Consider the following 17851-nt stretch of genomic DNA (forward strand, 5'->3'; position numbering starts at 1 on the left):
CTAGTCACGCTCCGATATTTAAGTGCCTGCGGCACGAGCCGTGGGACAGGCGCGCGGTATCGGCCGAGGGACAGACCGTGGCGCTTCCAGGGTCTGTCGTTTGGATCAGGCCGGGCTCGGCCTGATCCAAACGACAGACCCTAGTGGTTCGCGTAGCCCAGCGTCTCCGACAGGCGTTTGCAGGCCGACAGCACCGCCTCGATCACGGGCGGATGCGCCTCCGGCGGCAGCCGCATCGTCGGGGCCGAGATGTTGACAGCGGCGACCGGGGCACCACGGAAGTCGCGTACGGGCGCCGCCACCGCGGTCATGCCCGGCTCGTGCTCCTCGATGGACACCACGTAGCCGGCCCGATGCTCCTCGTGAAGTCGCTCCAACAGGGCCGGGACGGTACGGGGTGCGCGCTCGCTGCCGGGCAGTGGCTCTCCCGTCGCGTCCGCGGCGGCGAAGAGCGCGACCACCTCGTCGTCCGGCAGGCCCAGCAGCAGGGCGCGTCCGGAGGACGTGCAGTTCAGCGGGGACGTCTGGCCGACCCGCTCGTGCACTTGCAGCGTGCGGACCGGGCGCTCCGACAGCACCGTCACCGCCGCGTTCCCGGCCAGCGTCGTGAGGTGCGCCGACTCGCCCAGCTGCTGAACGAGGGCGCGCAGCACGCGCGGTGCCTCGTGCCGGAGCGGATTCTCCTCGGCCGCGGCGGCAAGGGCGAAGAACTGCCAGCCCAGCCGGTACTCCATCGTTTCGGGGTCACGCACCACGAAACCCTCTTCGGCCAGCACCTTCAAGGTGCGCGAGACCTGCGTCTTCTCTCTGCCGATCGCGTGTGCCATCGCCTGCACCCGCATCGGCCCCTGCCCGAGGGCACGCAGGACTTCCAGGGCGCGCTTGACGCTACTGAGGCTGTCGTTACTCACAGCTCAACCTTCCCCCAACCGTGCGTATAGCGCAACAGTAGTTGCTGCATGCGCTCCGATGACGTAATGTCGACCTGCATGTGTGGCATAGCTGCGATCTACCACCAGTCCTCCAAGGACTCCGATCCCCTCCATACCTGCGCCGCGGGCCGGAAGATGCTCACCGGCATCAGGCACCGCGGTCCCGACGAAAGTGACCACTGGCTCCTCGGGCATTCCGCCTGGCTCGGTCACACCCGGTTGTCGATCGTGGACCTCGACGGCGGTCGGCAGCCCCTCGGCCGGCAGGACGGCTGGGCCCTCGTCTGCAACGGTGAGATCTACAATCACGCCGACATCCGCGCCGACCTCGGCGAGGCCGCCCGCTTCGCCACCTCTTCCGACAGCGAGTCGGCCCTCGCCCTGCTGAAGCTGTACGGCCCCGCCGCCCTCGACCGCCTCCACGGCATGTGGGCCCTGTGCGCCGCAACCCCCGACGGCCGCTTCGTCGCCGCCCGCGACCGCATCGGCATCAAGCCCCTCTACTGGGCACAGCAGGACGGAACCCTCTGGTTCGCCTCCGAGCTGCGCGCCTTCCCGCGCGAAGTCCAGCCCGCCGTCGAGGCATTCCCGCCCGGCTGCTACTGGACGCCCGAGGCCGGCCTCGTACGGTTCGCCCACGCCGTCCCGAGCGTCGGCGCACCCGGCGGCGAAGTTGCCGAGGACTGGCTGCAGTTGGCGCCCGAGATCGCCGAAAAGGCCACCCACGAGGTCCTCGTGGACTCCGTACGCCGTCACCTCATGGCCGACGTCGACGTCGGCGTGTTCCTCTCCGGAGGGCTCGACTCCAGCGTGGTCGCCGCCATCGCCGCCCGCGAATACGCGAAGCGGGGCAAGACGCTGAAGACCTTCGCCGTCGGCACCGACGGCTCGCCCGACCTGCTCGCGGCCCGCGAGGCGGCGGCATTCCTCGGCACCGAACACCACGAGGCCGTCTTCGACGCCGAGCAGGCGACCGCCGTCGTGGACCAGGTCGTCGCCGCGGTCGAGTCCTTCGACGCCAGCCTCATCCGCAGCGCCGTGCCCAACTGGTTCCTCTCGGAGCTGGCCTCCCGGCACGTCAAGGCGGTACTGACCGGCGAGGGCGCGGACGAGCTGTTCGCCGGGTACGACTACTACCACAGCGCACACGCCGACCCTGCCGCACTCGACGCCGAACTGGCCCGCACCATCGGCGACCTCCACGGCCTGAACCTCCAGCGCTGCGACCGCGTCACCATGGCCCACGGCCTTGAGGCACGCGTTCCGTTCCTCGACGCGCAGGTCATCGCGCACGCCGTGTCGCTGCCGCCGGAGCTGAAGGGGCTCGAACCGGACGGCATGGAGAAGGGGCACCTGCGCCGGGCCTTCACCGGCTGGCTGCCCGAGCATCTGCTCTGGCGCCGCAAGGTGCAGTTCGGTACGGGCAGCGGCGCACAGGACGTGCTCGCACCGCGACCGGGAGCCGGTGACCACGACCGGGTCTCCGATGCGGAAGCGTCGGAGATGGGCTTGCGGACCGCGGAGGAGACCGCCTACTACCGGGCCTTCCGGCGGGCACTGCCGGACGTACGGCCGGAGGCCGTACTGACGAGGTTCGCCACGGCCTGACATTCGGGCCGATGCACCTTCCCCGATTCCTGCTCGCGCCGGCGTAAGAATCACGCGGGTCGGCTCTCAATGGCCGCCACGCGCTCTCCAGCCGAGGCGGTGGTCGCGAGCGGCAGCACTGCAGCATCCATCGCGCAGACGTCGCCGGTGCATGTGCGGTGCCCGGCAGCGTTCGCGGTCCGCCGCCCAGCCCTGACCAGAACTCCTGGCTGACGGTAGGTCAGGTAGGACCTGCGGAACCGCTCCGAGGGCTCGTGTGTCAGCGGTGTGTGCCGTGTCACGCACCCCAAAAGCCGCTTAAGTTGCGTGCATCACAGCGTAAATGTCCCTTTGGTGTCCATGCTCGAAACGGATACCGCACCCCGAAGTGGCACCTATCGGAACTCTTGGGCACAAAGCTCAAAGTGACTCATGCCACAGCACTCGGGACATTCCCCCCTGCCCTGGAAGGTACCTCCTTATGGCCGCTTACCTCTGTCCTCCTGCCGTCATACACGGCGAGCACACCGTGGAGACCAGCGACATCGTGACGGAGGTGCGCGATCGGCATCCACACGCGGCGTGGGCGCCGCGGATCGACGGCATCGCGGCCAGCACGGGCATCGAGACACGTGGGTGGATGCTGCCGCTGGAGGCCGCCGTCGCACCCGGCAATGGCGGCGGCCTGCGGGGTGTCAGCATCGAGTCGGCCCAAGAGGCGTTGGCACGCGACGGGTTCACCCAGCAGGACGCGGACCGCGTGATCACCGCACTTGAGGCGATACCCGGGCCGCAGACCGTCCAGGAGCGCACCGCGCCGGCCTGGGAGGCCGTGCAGTCCTACGGGGAGCGTGCGGCGCGCGGGGCCCTGCAGATCGCCGGGCTGGACGCCGCGGACATCGACTGCGTCATCACCAGCCACTCCACCACCCCGGCGCTGCCGGGTCTGGACGTCGCCCTGGCCAACAAGCTTCCGCTCCGCAAGGACGTGCTGCTGCTGCCGGCCACGCAGTGGGCCTGCATAGCGGGGACCCGCTCCCTGGCGCTGGCGGCGGATCTCGTGGCCGCGGACCCCGACCGGGTGGTCCTGGTGGTGATCGCGGAGGCGCTGAGCACGACCTACCAGCCCACGGACGACACTCTGGAGTCCCTGATCGTCCGGTTGCTGTTCGCCGACACCGCGGTCGCCGCGGTGGTCACGGGCCGCCCGAGGCGCGAGTCGGTGCTGCGGCTGGACGCCACCTGGCACCACACCCTGCCCGGCACCCAAGATCTGCACCGCCTGGACACCCGGGCGGACGGCACCCACTTCGTGATGGACCGGCGCGGGCCGCGCGCCGTGCAGGAGACGGTCGCAGCGATGTGGGAGTGGCTGCGCGTCCGCTACCAGGACGACCCCGACGCCTGGCACCCCGACGTGCTGCTGGCGCACCCCGGCGGGACCCGGGTGCTGGAGTACATGGAGAAGACGATGCCCGACGCATGGCCGTCGGGGCTGCTGGACTACAGCCGGGACAGCTACACCAGCGGCAACCGCGGCGGCGCCGCCGTGTTCGACATCCTGCGGCGGGCGCACGACGCCGGGCAGAAGTCGGGCAGCCGCGCCGTCCTGTACGCGGCCGCACCGGGCCTGACCGCCACCGCCCTGGAAGGGAAGTGGCTGTAGCCCGAGCCCGCGCCACCCGTACCGGCAAACGGGCCGTCCGCGTCACCCCGCGACCTCTGCCCAGACCACCTTGCCGGTGTCCGTCCACCGCACCCCCCACCGGGTGGTGAGCCTGTGCACGATGTGCAGGCCACGACCGCCGTCGTCGAAGAGGCCGCCCCGGCCCAGACGTGGCCTGCCGTTGCCGGTGTCGCCCACCTCGCACAGCAGGCCGTGACCGGCCCTGATCAGCCGTACCGTGAGGGGACCGGTGGCGAAGCGCACCGCGTTCGTGACCAGCTCGCTGACCACCAGCAGCACGTTGTCCCGGGTGTCGTCCCTGGTGCGCCAGTGCCGCAGCAGCACGGAGGCCTGCGCGCGGGCACGGGCGGGGGCGTCGTCGCGGGCGGGCAGCCGCCAGGTCTCGGTGTCCCCCTTGCGGTAGCCGACCATCCGCGCGAGCAGCAGGGTCACATCGTCGCGCTGGCGCCCGGGAGCCAGCGCGGAGACGACCTGCCGTGCGGCCTGCTGCAGGGCGTCCCAGGGGTGCACCCTGGACACGGCGTCCGCCAGCCTGCTGATGCCCTCGTCGATCGACACGTCCGGATCCTCCACCAGGCCGTCGGTGTAGAGGACGAGCAGGGAGCCGGCGGGGGCGCCGAACGTGCGCACCTCGAACGGCTCCCGCAGCGCGAACTCGGCGCCCAGGCCGGGGTGCGGGCGGACCGCGAGCGGGCCCGCGTGCCCGTCCGGCGAGACCAGGACCGGGGGGAGGTGGCCCGCGCTGGACAGCGACACACGGTGGCTGACCGGGTCGTAGAGGGCGATGCAGCAGGTCGACCCGAGGGCGCTGTAGCCGGCCGCCAGCCCGGACTCCGCGTCGTCCATCAGCGTCACGGTTTCGTCCAGGTGCTCCAGTACCTCGTCGGGCGCGAGCCCCGCGGACAGCAGCGCCCGGGCCTCCATGCTCAGCTGGCCCATGGTCGCCGCGGCTCCCAGGCCGTGCCCGACGACGTCACCGACCACCAGCGCGGTACGGCCGTCCGGCAGCGGAAAGCTGTTCACCCAGTCACCGCCGACGCCCGCGCTGTCGGGGGTGGCGGGCTGGTAGACGCTGGCGATCTCGACGGTGTCGCCGCCGGTCCGGGGCAGCAGCCGGCGCTGCAACGCCAGCACCTGTGTGTGCTCGCGCTGGTGCTGACGGGCCAGGTCGACGTGATGGGCGGTCCTGGCCACCAGTTCCTGCAGGTCGAACAGCTCGCTGTCGTGGAAGGGGCAGTCCGCCCGCCGCCAGACCTCCGCCACGCCCAGCACGACGGGCGGCGAGCCGTCCAAGACCAGCGGTATGCACGCCACACCCGCCGCCCGGTCGCCGGGCACCAGGGCACGCATCACCCGCGGACTGCCGAATACCCGCTCGACCGCCTCCCGGTCGGGTATGACGATGGCCTGCGGAGCGTCGTCCCGCCGTACCGCCTGCGCCAGCAGGCGACTCGCGTCGCTGGGAAGATCGTCGCCCGGAGTCACGTAGCCCTCGGGCCACGCCCGGTCCGGCACCAGGGCCGCCCGCCGCAGCCGGATGCGCCCCTGCCCCTGCCCGGTGACTCCCTCGCCCGTCCACACGGCGAAGTCGAGGTCGACGGCAGCCACGTCTCCCCAAGCCAGCAGGGACTGCGCCAGCGACTGTGCGGTGTCCCCGATGTCCAGCGAGGTGCCGATCGCGGTCTCGGCGGCGTACAGGTGCAGCCTCCTGGCCATGGCGATCACGGAGACGGTCAGGCCCTCCTGCGGCACCGCGGCGGGCAGGATGCTCATCGAGACCACCAGCTCCGACCCGTCGCTGCGCCGCAGGCGCTGGATCCGGGCGACGTGCGCCTCACCGGTCTCCCATACCTGCCGCAACCGCCGTGTGACCGTCGGTACGTCCCCCGGGGGCAGGAGATCGGCGAAGGGACTCCCGACCACGGCGTCCAGACCCGCGAACACGGGGGCGTCCAGATTGCAGCGGGTGATGTTCAGATCCCGGTCCAGGTTGACCGCACCGAGAATCTGATCCTGACGGCCGGCTGCCTGGTTGTCGGGTACACGTGGGCGGGTGGTGCGGTCGCCCTGCGCGTCGGCGGGACCGGCGGCCGCTGCCGCCCCGCGGCGTGGGATATAGCGCCCCAGGGCGCTGCTGACCAGGTCGAACGCCGAAGAGGACGAGCGCGAGGGTGTCGAGTCCATGCCGGCTCTCTCAGCAATCCCCGGCACAGCGCCGGGGCCGTACTCGGACCCGTGCGACGGGGCCCGAGATCCCTGACCACACCCTTCATTGAATAACACCGTGGGTCGCTTCGCCCACACCAGCGAATCGCACAGTGAACGCGGACAGTGAGCGAACGGAACACCGCGGCAGGTGGGGCCGTGCTCACCCTGCCGGGGGCCTTCGCTGCGTGACGGCTACCTCGGTCAGCGCCGCCCTGCCGTGCGAGCCACCTGGTCAGCGACCCGAATCCGGAACCTCACACGGAGCGGACGCAGCCGGGCGTCCGGGCCGAGAGACCCAGCCGGCGGTGGCGGCCAGGGTACGCAGGACGGTCGCGCCGGCGAACACCACCGAGGAGACCGGCCGTCCCATCCATCGCGTCAGATCGCCTCGCAGGTCGGGATCGACCTCGACGGTCACCCGGATGTATCTGCTCTTCAGCCTGGTGACATTGGCGGACCGGGGTACCGAGACATTCTGCTCGCGCCGCAATGCGGCGCGGTAGTTGTCCTTGCGCTGGCTCATTCCTCATCCTGACGCTTGATCAGTTCCTCCGCGAAGTCCATGTACGCCGAGCCCTTGGCCTGGACCGGGTTCCCGAAGGACTGGGCGTAGAGGTCGAGCCGCGCGATCTGGGTGTCCAGCACCTCGAAACCCCGCTCGCCGAGTGCCTCACGAGCGTCGGCATCGGGCCCGGTGCGCGTGGCATCGGGACGGTTGGTGCGATTGAGCAGGACCGCCGTGCGGGCGGGTTCGGCACGCAGGGACTGCACGTCCGCCATCTCGGTAAGGATGGGTGCCATCCGGTCCAGTTCGATGGGGGCGGGCGTCACGGGCACGATCCACTCGCCGGCGTACCTCATGATGCTGCGGGTGATGCGGGCATGGTCCTCCAGCTGGGGCGCGTCGAGCACGACGGCCTGCCGGTCGCCGAGGAAGTCGTTCACGCGACGGTGGACGTCCCCCACCGGCAGGGCGATCACCGGAAACGGAAAGCCACCGGCCAGCTCGCTCCAGCGCAGCGCGGAACCGGCCGGGTCACCGTCCACCAGCAGCGGCGACAGTCCCGACTCATGAAGCGCATGGGCCAGCCACACCGCACTCGTCGTCTTCCCGACGCCGGGCTTGAGGTTCACAAACGCGCAGCTCAACGGCACGAGAGCTGACGATAACGGGCACGATCATCCGGCTTCGGCCGACACGAGGACGCGGCTTCGTGGTTCACCCGCACGCGAGTGGAAAACGGCGGGCACCCAGTCCTCTCACTGGCCGAGGAAACTCAACCGCACCTGACGGTTGGCATTATCGACATTGGTGTCGACCAGGCAGACCGACTGCCACGTGCCCAGTGCCATCCGGCCCGACACGACCGGGAGGGTGGCGTGGGGTGGGACGAGGGCCGGCAGAACGTGGTCGCGGCCGTGGCCGGGGCTGCCGTGCCGGTGGCGCCAGCGGTTGTCGGCGGGCAGCAGGTCGTGGAGCGTGGCCAGGAGGTCTTCGTCGCTGCCTGCGCCGGTCTCCAGTACGGCGATGCCGGCTGTGGCGTGCGGCACGAAGATGTTCAGCAGGCCGTCCCGGCCGTCCGCGTGCTCTCGGAGGAACTCGGCGCAGTCGGCGGTGAGGTCGGCGACGGCCTCGGTCGTGCCGGTGGTGATGTCCAGGGTGCGAGTGGTGAATGCGGCGCTCATGCGGCCATTTTCGTACGGGCGTCTCCGGGAAGACATACGGCCCCTCCCGGGTTGGGTGAAGCATGAACCACTTCGGGGTGCGTGACGTCGAGGTCGTGGTGATCGGTGCCGGGCAGGCGGGTCTGGCCGCGGCCTTCCATCTGCGGCGGGCCGGCTGGGTACCGGACCGGGACTTCGTCGTGCTCGACCACTCCCCGCGCCCCGGCGGGGCCTGGCAGTTCCGGTGGCCCACGCTGACGTACGACAAGGTGCACGGGATGCACGCACTGCCGGGCATGGAGCTGACCGGCGCCGATCCGCAGCGCCCGTCGTCCGAGGTGATCGGCGGGTACTTCGACCGCTATGAGCAGGCCTTCGGGCTGCGGGTGCACCGGCCGGTGAGCGTGACGGCGGTGCGGGCGGGCGCCGACGACCGGCTGCTGGTCGAGGCGTCCGAGGGCGCTTACGCACCGCGGGCGCTGATCAACGCGACCGGGACCTGGGACCGGCCGTTCTGGCCACGGTTTCCGGGACAGGACGTCTTCGCCGGCCGTCAGCTGCACAGTGCGCAGTACAAGGGGCCGGAGGACTTCCGCGGTGCGCGGGTCGTGGTGGTGGGCGGCGGGACATCGGCCGTCCAGCAGTTGCTGGAGATCGCGCCGGTCGCCGCCGCCACGACGTGGGTGACCCGTCGGCCGCCGGTGTTCCGGGAGGGACCGTTCGGCGAGGAGCAGGGCCGGGCCGCGGTCGCGCTCGTGGAGCAGCGGGTGCGGCAGGGGCTGCCGCCGCGGAGCGTGGTGAGCGTGACGGGGCTGCCGATGACCGAGGCGATCCGGCGGGCCCGGGCGAGCGGCGTGCTGGAACGGCTGCCGCTCTTCGCGCGCCTCACGCCCGGCGGGGTGGTCTGGCCCGACGGCCGTACGGTCGAGGCCGATGTGCTCCTGTACGCGACGGGCTTTCGTGCGGCGCTCGACCACCTCGCCCCGCTGCGGCTGCGTGAGCCGGGCGGCGGGATCCGGATGGACGGCACCCGTACCCTGCGCGATCCGCGGGTGCACCTCGTCGGCTACGGACCGTCGGCGAGCACCATCGGCGCCAACCGGGCGGGGCGTGCCGCGGTCCGCGACATCCGCCGGCTGCTCGATGGTGATGCACAACCTGCCCGTGAGGAGGGGGAATTGGCCGGGCGTCCGGCCGCATGAGGTGCGTTCGTGCACTGTCGTCACGAGGGCACCGCGAAGAGCCCCGTCCACGCGAACGCGAGGGCCCGGGCGCGCACGTTCGACGACACGCATGCTCGAAGAGTTGTGGGGTTCAATTGACTCACCGCAACGGGCAATGATGACGAGGCGCAAGCCACGGGCTGCAGACCGTTACCGGCGCCTCCGGTCGAACCCCCTTGCTGGACCGGAGAGTTGACTCCCACGTCAAAGGAGTAGCCTCGATGGACCTCATCACCAACTTCATCGCGAACATCCTCCACTTTGTGGGGTGGCTCGTCTGACCGACCCCGCCTCGAAGCGCCGCCCCTACCTGTCCCTGGAGGGGCGGCGCCTTCGCGTGGTGCCGGACGCGTGAGGCCCGCGGGCGCCGGCGGGCCCGCGCACGCCCAGCGAGGCCGGCCCCGGCGGCGGGCGCTCGCGGATCGTGTACTGCTGGTGGCGGTCGGGGTGGCGGTGAGCCGTGAGCGAACTACCGGATGGCCGCGAGGGCGACCGCGCAGACTGAGGGCATGGATGTGATCGAGGTACTGCCGAAGCTGCGCATGCTCCGATTCCCGGTGGGATCGGCCTATTTATGGCGGGACGGTGACGAGCTGACCCTGATCGACACCGGGACGGCGGAGTGCGCGGCGGAGATCGAGGGAGCCCTTGACGACGAGCTTCGGCGGATCGTGCTGACGCACTGGCACGAGGACCATACGGGCTCGGCTGCCGAATTGGCCGCCCGGCACGGGGCGGAGGTGCTGGCGCATCGGCTGGAAGCGCCGGTGATTCAGGGGGAGGTGGCCGGGACGCCGCCGGTGCTGGAGGAGTTCGAGGTGCCGATTTGGGCGACGCTTCCGCGCCTGCCAGTGGCACCACCGTGCCTGGTGGACCGAGAGGTGGAGGACGGCGATGTCCTGGAGTTCGGCGGCGGGGCGGTGGTGGTCGCGGTGCCTGGGCACACGGATGGGTCGATCGCACTCCACCTGCCCGGTCCGAGCGTGCTGTTCACCGGTGACGCGGTCGCCAACGTCGGCCAAACGATGCTGGGTGTCTTCAACACCGACCGCCCCCGGGCCATCGAGTCGCTGCACCGAATGGCCAAGCTGGAGGCCGACACGGCGGTCTTCGGGCACGGCGATCCCCTCGTCCACGGCGCGGCGGCCGCCCTGCAAGAAGCGGCCACCGCAGTGAGGTGACGACGGTCGGCCTTTCGGCTCACCGTCAGGCCGCCCCCTCATAGGCACATAGCTCGGGAACAGGCAGGTCCCCGGTGTCCGGCGGCCGGCGGTGCCATCTCGGGAACGCGGGTCGGTGATCCGATTCGAGGGCCGACGGCCCGGCCCCGCGCCGTGCAGACGCAGGGCCGGGATCGTGCGCGCGGCTGGGCTCAGCTCTCCAGGCCCAGCTCCCTTGCGATGAGCATCCGCTGGATCTCGCTGGTGCCCTCGCCGATCTCCAGGATCTTGGAGTCGCGCCACATGCGGGCCACCGGATACTCGTTCATGAAGCCGTAACCGCCGTGCACCTGGGTGGCGTCGCGGGCGTTGTCCACGGCGATGGTGGAGGAGTGCAGCTTGGCCAGGGCCGCCTCCTTCTTGAAGGGCTCGCCCGCCACAAACCGGGAGGCGGCGTCGCGCCAGGCCAGCCGGGCCGTGTGGGCCTTCATCTCCATGTCGGCAATCTTGAACTGGATGGCCTGGTGGGAGGCGATCGGGCGGCCGAACGACACCCGCTCCTTCGCGTACTTCACCGACTCGTCCACACAGCCCTGGGCAAGCCCCGTCGCCAGGGCCGCGAGGGCGATGCGGCCCTCATCCAGGATGCGCAGGAACTGGGCGTACCCCCGGCCCTCCTCACCCAGCAGGTTGGCCGCCGGCACCCGGACGTCGGAGAACGACAGTTCGCGGGTGTCGGAGGCGTTCCAGCCGACCTTCGAGTAGGGCGCGCCGACCGTGAAGCCCGGTGTGCCGGACGGGACGATGATCGCCGAGATCCGCGGTCCGCCGTCGGGCTTGCGGCCGGTGACGGCGGTGACGGTCACCAGCCCCGTGATCTCCGTGCCCGAGTTGGTGATGAAACACTTCGTGCCATTGATCACCCATTCGCCGGTGTCCGGGTCCAGCCGGGCCGTGGTGTGCGGTGCGCCCGCGTCACTGCCGCCGTTCGGCTCCGTCAGGCCGAACGCGCCGAGCGTCTCGCCCGCGCAGAGGCGGGGCAGCCACTGCCGCTTCTGCTCCTCCGTGCCGAAGAGATGGATCGGCATCGCGCCGAGCGAGACACCGGCCTCCAGGGTGATCGCCACCGAGGAATCCACCCGAGCCAGTTCCTCCAGGGCGATGCCGAGCGCCAGACAATCGCCGCCCATGCCCCCGTACTCCTCCGGGAACGGCAGAGCGAACAGGCCCATACGGCCCATCTCGCGCACGATCTCGTAGGGGAACTCGTGCCGCTCGTAGAAGTCGCCGATCTTCGGCGCGACTATGTCGTGCGCGAATTCCCGTACGGTGCGGCGGAGTTGCTCCAGCTCTGGGCTGAGACGGTGGTCCATGCTGATCACTGATCCTCGGGAGAGTGAGTGGGCGGTGCAGCGCGGACGAGGCCGGCGGCGGGAAGCGCCGGCGATCGGCCGCTGTGGCCGGCCGACATCCGGCCCAGGCTCCCGACGTCAGGCTTCGCCGAGCACTGACGTGCTTGCTGTGGTGCGGGCGGGGCAACCGGGCGGGGACGGCCACGCATCCGCCCCCCTGGCCCGGCCCACCCGGTAGGCGGGTCAGCCCTTCCGCAGTCCGGCCAGCCTCGCTGCGGCCTCGCGCAGCACCTCGGCCGACTTGCAGAAGGCGAAGCGGACGAGCCAGTCCGGGCCCGTGTTGTCGGCACCGTGCCGAAAGGCGGAAGAGGGAATGGCCGCGACCCCGATCCGCAGGGGCAGCTCCCGGCAGAACTGGTCCCCGTCCGTATATCCCGCGCCCCGCACGTCCGCCTGCAGGAAATACCCCCCTTCGCCGCGGTAGGTACGCATTCCGACCTGCTCAAGGCCGGTACGCAGCAGGTCACGATGGTGCTGCAGAGTGCCTCGCAACTGCGCTGCCCACGCCTCGACGTCGGCGAGCATGCCCGCCACAGCAGCCTGGAACGGTGTGCCGGAGGCGAAGGTCAGGAACTGTTTGACGGAGAGCACCGATTCCACCAGCCAGTCCGGTCCGCAGGCCCAGCCGACCTTCCAGCCGGTGACGTTGAATGTCTTGCCGGCGGACGAGACGGTGAGCGTGCGCTCCCGCATGCCTGGGAGCGAGGCGAGCGAGTGATGCTTTCCGCCGTCGTACACGAGGTGTTCGTACACCTCATCCGTGACGGCGGTCAGTCCGTGGTCCAGGCACAGCTGGGCCAGGACGGCGAGTTCCGCAGCGGTGAACACCTTGCCGGTGGGGTTGTGCGGTGTGTTGAGCAGCAGTACCTGTGTCCGCGGGGTGACCGCGGCCCGCAACGCGGCCTCGTCCAGCACGAACCGGTCGCCCTCCATGGCCAGCGGAACGGCGACGAGCCTGGCGCCGGCCAGCGAAGCGGCGGCCGAATAGGCGTCATAGCAAGGATCGAGTGTAAGGACCTCGTCCCCGGGGTTGCACAGCGAGAGGAGCGCGGCTGCGACGGCCTCGGTCGCTCCGGCGGTGACGACCACTTCACGGTCCGGCTCGTACCGGACCCCGGTGCTGCACAGCCGGCTTTCGGCTATCGCACTGCGCAGCTCGCCGAGTCCTGCCGCCGGAGGGTACTGGTTGTGTCCTGCGGCCATGGCCGATGCAGCGGCGTCCACCAGGGCCGTGGGGGCGTCCAGTCCGGGCGCGCCCTGGCCCAGGTCGATGGCGCCGTGCCGCTCGGCGAGTTCACGTATCTCGGTGAAGACGGACGGCCGGAAGTGCTGGATACGGTCGGCCCTGGGCCTGCGGAGGACAGGGGTGTCCGAGGGAGTCTGCGCTAGGGGCACTGTTGCGGTGTCCTTTCCTTGTCCGTTCCTACGTGGTGCTCGTCGTCTCGGCCCTGTCTCATATCCGCAGAAGGACCGTCTCGGGGGATTCGACAAGGTCACGCAGCGCGGTCAGGAAGGCGGCGGCCTCCGCGCCGTCACACACCCGGTGGTCGAAGGCGCAGGTGAGCTTCGCGGTGGGCCGTACGACGAGCGCGTCCTTTCCCAGGACGTACGGACGAGGCCGGATCGAACCCACACCGAGGATCGCCGCCTCGGGGTGGTTGATGACCGGCACTCCTTCGTCGAGCCCCAGTGCACCGAAGTTGGAGACGGTGAAGGTGGAGCCCGTCAGCTCCCCGGGGCCGAGGGTGCCCTCGCGGGCCTCAGCCGCCAGCCGCGCCGTCTCCTCGGTCAGCGCCGCGGTGGACATCGTGTGGGCATCGCGGACCACCGGCACGACCAGGCCACGCGGGGTGGCCGTGCCGATGCCCAGGTGTATCGCGTCGTACGTGCGCACCGCCGGGCCTTCTTCGACGAAGGAGGCGTTGAGCCGTGGATGGTCGCGCAGCGTCAGCGTCAGGAGCCGCAGAAGGAGTGCGAAGGGGGTGGCCTGCTCCGCTCCTGACCCCGCCCGCAGCCCGTCGCGCAGGGCCAGCAGGCGGGAGAAATCGGCGGTGACGGAGCAGTGTGCGTCGGGAATCTCCCGGCGGGACATCGCCATGCGCTCGGCTGCTCGCGCCCGGATACCGCGGACCGGAAGGGTGTGCGCCGCCGGTTCCGTTCCGGGGCCCTTGGCGGCCCCCGTGGCGAGGGAGTCCGCGGCCGCATGGACGTCTGCACGCGTGATGATTCCCGCGGGGCCCGAGCCCCTGCCGAGGGAAGCCAGGTCCACGCCGAGCGCGCGGGCGAGCTGTCGCACGGGGGGCTTGGCACGGGGGCGTCCGGTGTCCGTCACGGTCGGCTCCGGACGCCGGGGAGCAGGGCGCCGACGGACGCTGCGCCCTCGGGCTGCCGTGCCCCGGTCCGTGCCGTATCCGACGAGTACCGGCCCCGGCTCCGTCCCTGGTAAGTGAGCACCGTCCTCGCTGCCGGCGTCGCCGGCCGGTGCGGTGTCGATGAGTGTCAGGAGTGTTCCCACCAGGAGGGTTTCTCCTGGCTCACCGCGTCGTTCCAGAACGACTCCGGCGAACGGGGAGGGGATCTCCACCTCGGCCTTGGCCGTTTCGAGAGAGCACAGGGGCTGGTTGACCGTAACTGAGTCACCCGGCGCCACCAACCACTCGACCACGGTCGCTTCGACCAGCCCCTCCCCCAGGTCGGGTACGAGGAATTCCCGGGCCGCGTTATCCGTCAGGGCGTCAGTCATGGGCGTACCCGAACGATCGGTCGATGCTGTCGAGCAGCCTGTCCACACCTGGCAGCCATGCCTTCTCCCATCGTGCCGGCGGATACGGTGTGTCGAATCCCGTGGCCCGCAGCACGGGAGCCTCCAGGTCCCAGAACAATTCCTCCTGCACCCTGGCCGCGATCTCTGCCCCCAGCCCCAGCGTGCGCGGCCCCTCGTGCAGCACGACGCAGCGTCCGGTGCGCGACACCGATTCGGCGATGGTGGGGAAGTCGAGGGGTGCCAGCGAACGCAGGTCCACCACCTCCAGCTCCCACCCGTGCTCGCGCCGGGCGGTCTCCGCGGCCTCGAGGGCGGTGCCGACGGTGCCACCGTAGGCAACGACCGTGACATCCCTCCCGGTTCGGCGGATCATCGCCCGTGCCAGGTCCGCCGGCGCTTCGTCGGCAAGCAGGTCACCGCTCTCCCAGTAGCGTCGCTTGGGTTCCAGGAAGAGCACCGGGTCATCACAGTCGATGGCCTGCCGGAGCAACGTGTGGGCGTCGGCCGCCGTGCCGGGCGCCACTACTCGCAACCCGGCGGTGTGGGCCCAGAAGGTCTCGGTGGACTCCGAGTGGTGCTCGACCGCGCCGATACCGCCGAAGGACGGGATACGCAGTGTCACCGGAACCGCAAGCTGCCCACGGGTGCGATTGCGGTACTTGGCCAGGTGACTGACGATCTGGTCGAGCGCAGGGTAGGCGAACCCGTCGAACTGGATTTCAGGTACCGGACGGAGTCCACGCATCGCCATGCCCAACGCCACCCCCACAATCGCCGACTCGGCCAGTGGCGTGTCAAAGCAGCGTTGTGGGCCGAACCGCTCGGCGAGGCCCTCCGTCACACGGAAGACACCGCCTTGGCGTGCCACATCCTGGCCGAAGACAAGAACTCGCTCGTCCTCGGCCATGGCTTCACGCAGCGCCGCATTGAGTGCTTCCACCATGGTCGCCGCCACTGATCACTCCTCCCGGGTCAGCTCGGCGAGGAGCTGGTCGGATTGGGCCAGCAGGTCCTGCGGGGGCTCCTTGAGCACGTGCGCGAACAGCTCCTCCGGCGGGACGTCCGGTGCGTCGAACACGCTGGCTCGCAACTCGGTGCACATCTGCGCGGCCCGCGCCTGCGCGCGGTCCTCGACCTCCGTGTGCCAGATGTCCAGGTGAGTGAGGTACCGGCGGTAGCGTGGCAGCGGGTCGAGCCGCTCCCAGCGGTCCACCTCCTCCTGCGGGCGGTACCGGGTCGGGTCGTCCGAGGTGGTGTGCGGGCCGAGCCGGTAGGTGACCGCCTCGACAAGGGTCGGGCCGCCGCCTTCCCGGGCCCGGCGGGCGGCCTGTTCGGTCACTGCCCGGCAGGCGAGTACGTCGTTGCCGTCGACCCGCACCCCCGGCATGCCGTAGCCCACGGCCTTGTGCGCGAGGGAGGGGGACCGCGTCTGCTGGGACAGGGGTACGGAGATCGCCCACTGGTTGTTCTGGATGTAGAACACACACGGTGCGGAGTTCACGGCGGCGAAGTTCAGTGCTTCATGCACATCTCCCTCACTCGTCGCCCCGTCGCCGATGAACGCGACGGTCACTGAGTCCTCCCCGAGCCGGGGCGCCGCCATGGCGGCGCCGACCGCGTGCAGGGCGTGCGTACCAATGGGTATGGACATCGGTGCGCACGCGTGCTCGGGGAAGCCCCAGCCGGCGTGCCAAGTGCCGCGCCAGGCGGAGCCGACCGCGGCGGCCGGCACACCGCGCATCAGGAACAACCCGAGTTCCCGGTACTGCGGGAAGAGCCAGTCGTCGGAGCGCAGTGAGGCAGCGCAGCCGACCTGTGCCGCCTCCTGGCCCCTGCACGAGGGGTAGAGAGCCAGTTGTCCCTGCCGCTGCAGATTGATGAACTCCGCGTCCACGGCCCGGGTGATGACCATCCACTCATACAGGCCGGTCAGCTCGTCCGGTGACGACGGTACGTCGAACGGCGGGTCTTCCACCGGTAGGCCCTCAGGGGTGAGGAGAGCGACCAGCTCCGGATCGACTGTGGTTGGTGCGGCCTGCATGAAGGCCCTCCTTACGCAATCAGTGCAGTCCCCTGCGATCCGGGAGTCAGCCGGCGGCTTCCTCGGCGCGGATGGTGTCCCCGTGGTACCAGGGGTTGCCCGCGGCCTCGGAAATCAGTTCGCGCGAACGCGTCTCGTGGGCCCGGCCGAGGTCCAGCGTTATGTACTGGATCAGTTCGAGCGCGGTGAAGTACTTGCGGGTGAAGGTAGGTTCGGTGAGGGGGACCACGGAGACCTCGATGTTCCGGTTCTCCGGGCGGTCGCTGGTGAGGAGACCGACCAGGTTCTTCATCTTCGCCCTGGTGTAAGCGTCATCGTCGTCGTCCTCGAAAATGATCAGGCTGTGCTTCCTGGTCGGGTCGGACAGCGTGGCCACCTCGCTGTGGCAGAACTCGTGGAAGTAGTTCCGGGCCGCCGGCACCATCGCGATCTCGTTGAGGTGCATCTTGCCCAGCTTCAGCAGGCTCTCGTGCCACTTGGGGGAGGCCAGCATGATGACGTTGGCGTCACGACTGCGCTCAGCCACCACCCGAGCCAGCTCGCGGTGGGCCTCAGTGAAGTCGGTCTCCAGGTGCCCGGGGAGTTCCCGGGTCTCCTGCCGGTGGTCCTGGTCGATCAGTCCCAGTTCAAGGAACATGTCCAGCAGGATGGCGAAGTACTGGCCGACGTGGAAAAGCGGGTACTCGCGGTCCGGCTCGCTCAGCGTCCACCGAGCGATCGACACTCCCGCCTCCTGGCCCAGGTCGCCCAACCGCCCGCCCGAGGTGAGCAGCAGCACCCTGTCATGGGCGTGCGCGAGGTTGTGGAAGACGTGGACCGGCTCGTTCGAGTGGCCGCTGTACGAGCTGAGGATGATGAGTGTCGACTCGTCATCCATGATCGAGGCCGGGAGCAGATAGCGGTAGTCGTAGTCGTTGAAGACGTGGAATTCCAGTTCGCTGCCAGCCGAGTTGAAGAAGGCTGCGACCACGTCGGAGACGATTGCGGAGCATCCCATACCGGTGAACACGACCCGCTTGAACTGCCCCGACTTGATTTTGAGTCGGAGGTCGCCGGTGACGTCTGCGAGGGAGTATTCCTCAGGCTTGAGGAATCCCGTCCGGTACTCATTGGTGAGAAAGTTCTCGTAGCGTGCCATGCGCGACTGCATGTGACTTACCTTTCGTTGTGGG

15 protein-coding genes are annotated in these 17851 nt (G+C 70.1%); 4 read left to right on the plus strand and 11 right to left on the minus strand.

The window, feature by feature from the left end:
- Positions 1 to 140: 140 nt before the first annotated feature.
- Positions 141 to 911, minus strand: a complete 771-nt coding sequence (locus tag EST92_RS02985) for an IclR family transcriptional regulator (protein WP_129279402.1) — start codon at positions 909 to 911, stop codon at positions 141 to 143.
- 78 nt (positions 912 to 989) lie between these two features.
- Between EST92_RS02985 and asnB the strand changes: the two genes are divergently transcribed.
- Entirely contained in the window at positions 990 to 2540 is a 1551-nt protein-coding gene (gene asnB / locus EST92_RS02990) for an asparagine synthase (glutamine-hydrolyzing) (protein WP_216849067.1), read from the plus strand.
- A 460-nt stretch (positions 2541 to 3000) separates the two neighbouring features.
- Complete coding sequence (locus EST92_RS02995; protein ID WP_129279404.1) at positions 3001 to 4185, plus strand: type III polyketide synthase; 1185 nt, start codon at positions 3001 to 3003, stop codon at positions 4183 to 4185.
- A gap of 42 nt (positions 4186 to 4227) precedes the next feature.
- Here the strand turns inward: EST92_RS02995 and EST92_RS03000 are convergent, their stop codons facing one another.
- The 4 genes from EST92_RS03000 to EST92_RS03015 form a co-directional block, all read right to left on the minus strand.
- Positions 4228 to 6390: a SpoIIE family protein phosphatase gene (locus tag EST92_RS03000; protein ID WP_129279405.1), complete on the minus strand. Its 2163-nt coding sequence runs from the start codon at positions 6388 to 6390 to the stop codon at positions 4228 to 4230.
- 256 nt (positions 6391 to 6646) lie between these two features.
- Positions 6647 to 6937, minus strand: a complete 291-nt coding sequence (locus EST92_RS03005) for a hypothetical protein (protein ID WP_129279406.1) — start codon at positions 6935 to 6937, stop codon at positions 6647 to 6649.
- The gene (locus EST92_RS03010; RefSeq protein ID WP_254068451.1) at positions 6934 to 7569 is read right to left on the minus strand and encodes a ParA family protein; all 636 of its coding nucleotides are present in this window, start codon (positions 7567 to 7569) and stop codon (positions 6934 to 6936) included. The genes EST92_RS03005 and EST92_RS03010 overlap by 4 nt, the downstream gene beginning before the upstream one ends.
- A 105-nt stretch (positions 7570 to 7674) precedes the next feature.
- Positions 7675 to 8100 carry a secondary thiamine-phosphate synthase enzyme YjbQ gene (locus tag EST92_RS03015; protein ID WP_129279407.1) on the minus strand — a complete coding sequence of 142 codons (426 nt, stop codon included), beginning with the start codon at positions 8098 to 8100 and terminating at the stop codon, positions 7675 to 7677.
- A 62-nt stretch (positions 8101 to 8162) separates the two neighbouring features.
- Between EST92_RS03015 and EST92_RS03020 the strand changes: the two genes are divergently transcribed.
- Both EST92_RS03020 and EST92_RS03025 read left to right on the plus strand, forming a co-directional pair.
- Positions 8163 to 9281, plus strand: coding sequence for an NAD(P)-binding domain-containing protein (locus EST92_RS03020; RefSeq protein WP_129279408.1), 1119 nt, complete (start codon positions 8163 to 8165; stop codon positions 9279 to 9281).
- A 530-nt stretch (positions 9282 to 9811) separates the two neighbouring features.
- Positions 9812 to 10483 (plus strand): MBL fold metallo-hydrolase, encoded by a 672-nt coding sequence (locus EST92_RS03025; RefSeq protein ID WP_129279409.1) that lies wholly within the window; start codon positions 9812 to 9814, stop codon positions 10481 to 10483.
- Between the two features lie 191 nt (positions 10484 to 10674).
- On the opposite strand, the gene EST92_RS03030 is transcribed toward EST92_RS03025, so the two are convergent.
- The 6 genes from EST92_RS03030 to EST92_RS03055 all read right to left on the minus strand — a co-directional run bounded on the left by EST92_RS03030 (position 10675) and on the right by EST92_RS03055 (position 17829).
- Entirely contained in the window at positions 10675 to 11835 is a 1161-nt protein-coding gene (locus tag EST92_RS03030) for an acyl-CoA dehydrogenase family protein (protein WP_129279410.1), read from the minus strand.
- Positions 11836 to 12057: 222 nt separating this feature from the next.
- Positions 12058 to 13269: an aminotransferase class I/II-fold pyridoxal phosphate-dependent enzyme gene (locus EST92_RS03035; RefSeq protein WP_254068453.1), complete on the minus strand. Its 1212-nt coding sequence runs from the start codon at positions 13267 to 13269 to the stop codon at positions 12058 to 12060.
- 58 nt (positions 13270 to 13327) lie between these two features.
- Positions 13328 to 14617, minus strand: a complete 1290-nt coding sequence (locus EST92_RS03040; RefSeq protein WP_129279411.1) for a dihydrolipoamide acetyltransferase family protein — start codon at positions 14615 to 14617, stop codon at positions 13328 to 13330.
- Positions 14610 to 15581: an alpha-ketoacid dehydrogenase subunit beta gene (locus tag EST92_RS03045; RefSeq protein ID WP_129279453.1), complete on the minus strand. Its 972-nt coding sequence runs from the start codon at positions 15579 to 15581 to the stop codon at positions 14610 to 14612. Before EST92_RS03045 ends, EST92_RS03040 begins: the two co-directional genes overlap by 8 nt.
- Before the next feature lie 15 nt (positions 15582 to 15596).
- The gene (gene pdhA / locus EST92_RS03050; RefSeq protein WP_129279412.1) at positions 15597 to 16679 is read right to left on the minus strand and encodes a pyruvate dehydrogenase (acetyl-transferring) E1 component subunit alpha; all 1083 of its coding nucleotides are present in this window, start codon (positions 16677 to 16679) and stop codon (positions 15597 to 15599) included.
- Positions 16680 to 16725: 46 nt separating this feature from the next.
- A complete protein-coding gene (locus EST92_RS03055) occupies positions 16726 to 17829 on the minus strand; it encodes an SIS domain-containing protein (protein ID WP_129279413.1) in 1104 nt (367 codons plus the stop codon).
- Between the last annotated feature and the right edge of the window lie 22 nt (positions 17830 to 17851).

Origin of the sequence: Streptomyces sp. TM32 (assembly GCF_004122755.1) — a bacterium.
Classification (GTDB): Bacteria; Actinomycetota; Actinomycetes; order Streptomycetales; family Streptomycetaceae; genus Streptomyces; species Streptomyces sioyaensis.

Coding starts and splice junctions, on each gene's coding strand:
- EST92_RS03020 (WP_129279408.1), top strand. CDS start 8,163: ATGAACCACTTCGGGGTGCGTGACGTCGAGGTCGTGGTGATCGGTGCC.
- EST92_RS03045 (WP_129279453.1), bottom strand. CDS start 15,581: ATGGTGGAAGCACTCAATGCGGCGCTGCGTGAAGCCATGGCCGAGGAC.
- EST92_RS03015 (WP_129279407.1), bottom strand. CDS start 8,100: ATGAGCGCCGCATTCACCACTCGCACCCTGGACATCACCACCGGCACG.
- EST92_RS03025 (WP_129279409.1), top strand. CDS start 9,812: ATGGATGTGATCGAGGTACTGCCGAAGCTGCGCATGCTCCGATTCCCG.
- EST92_RS02995 (WP_129279404.1), top strand. CDS start 3,001: ATGGCCGCTTACCTCTGTCCTCCTGCCGTCATACACGGCGAGCACACC.
- EST92_RS03040 (WP_129279411.1), bottom strand. CDS start 14,617: ATGACTGACGCCCTGACGGATAACGCGGCCCGGGAATTCCTCGTACCC.
- pdhA (WP_129279412.1), bottom strand. CDS start 16,679: ATGCAGGCCGCACCAACCACAGTCGATCCGGAGCTGGTCGCTCTCCTC.
- EST92_RS03030 (WP_129279410.1), bottom strand. CDS start 11,835: ATGGACCACCGTCTCAGCCCAGAGCTGGAGCAACTCCGCCGCACCGTA.
- EST92_RS03005 (WP_129279406.1), bottom strand. CDS start 6,937: ATGAGCCAGCGCAAGGACAACTACCGCGCCGCATTGCGGCGCGAGCAG.
- EST92_RS03000 (WP_129279405.1), bottom strand. CDS start 6,390: ATGGACTCGACACCCTCGCGCTCGTCCTCTTCGGCGTTCGACCTGGTC.
- EST92_RS03055 (WP_129279413.1), bottom strand. CDS start 17,829: ATGCAGTCGCGCATGGCACGCTACGAGAACTTTCTCACCAATGAGTAC.
- asnB (WP_216849067.1), top strand. CDS start 990: ATGTGTGGCATAGCTGCGATCTACCACCAGTCCTCCAAGGACTCCGAT.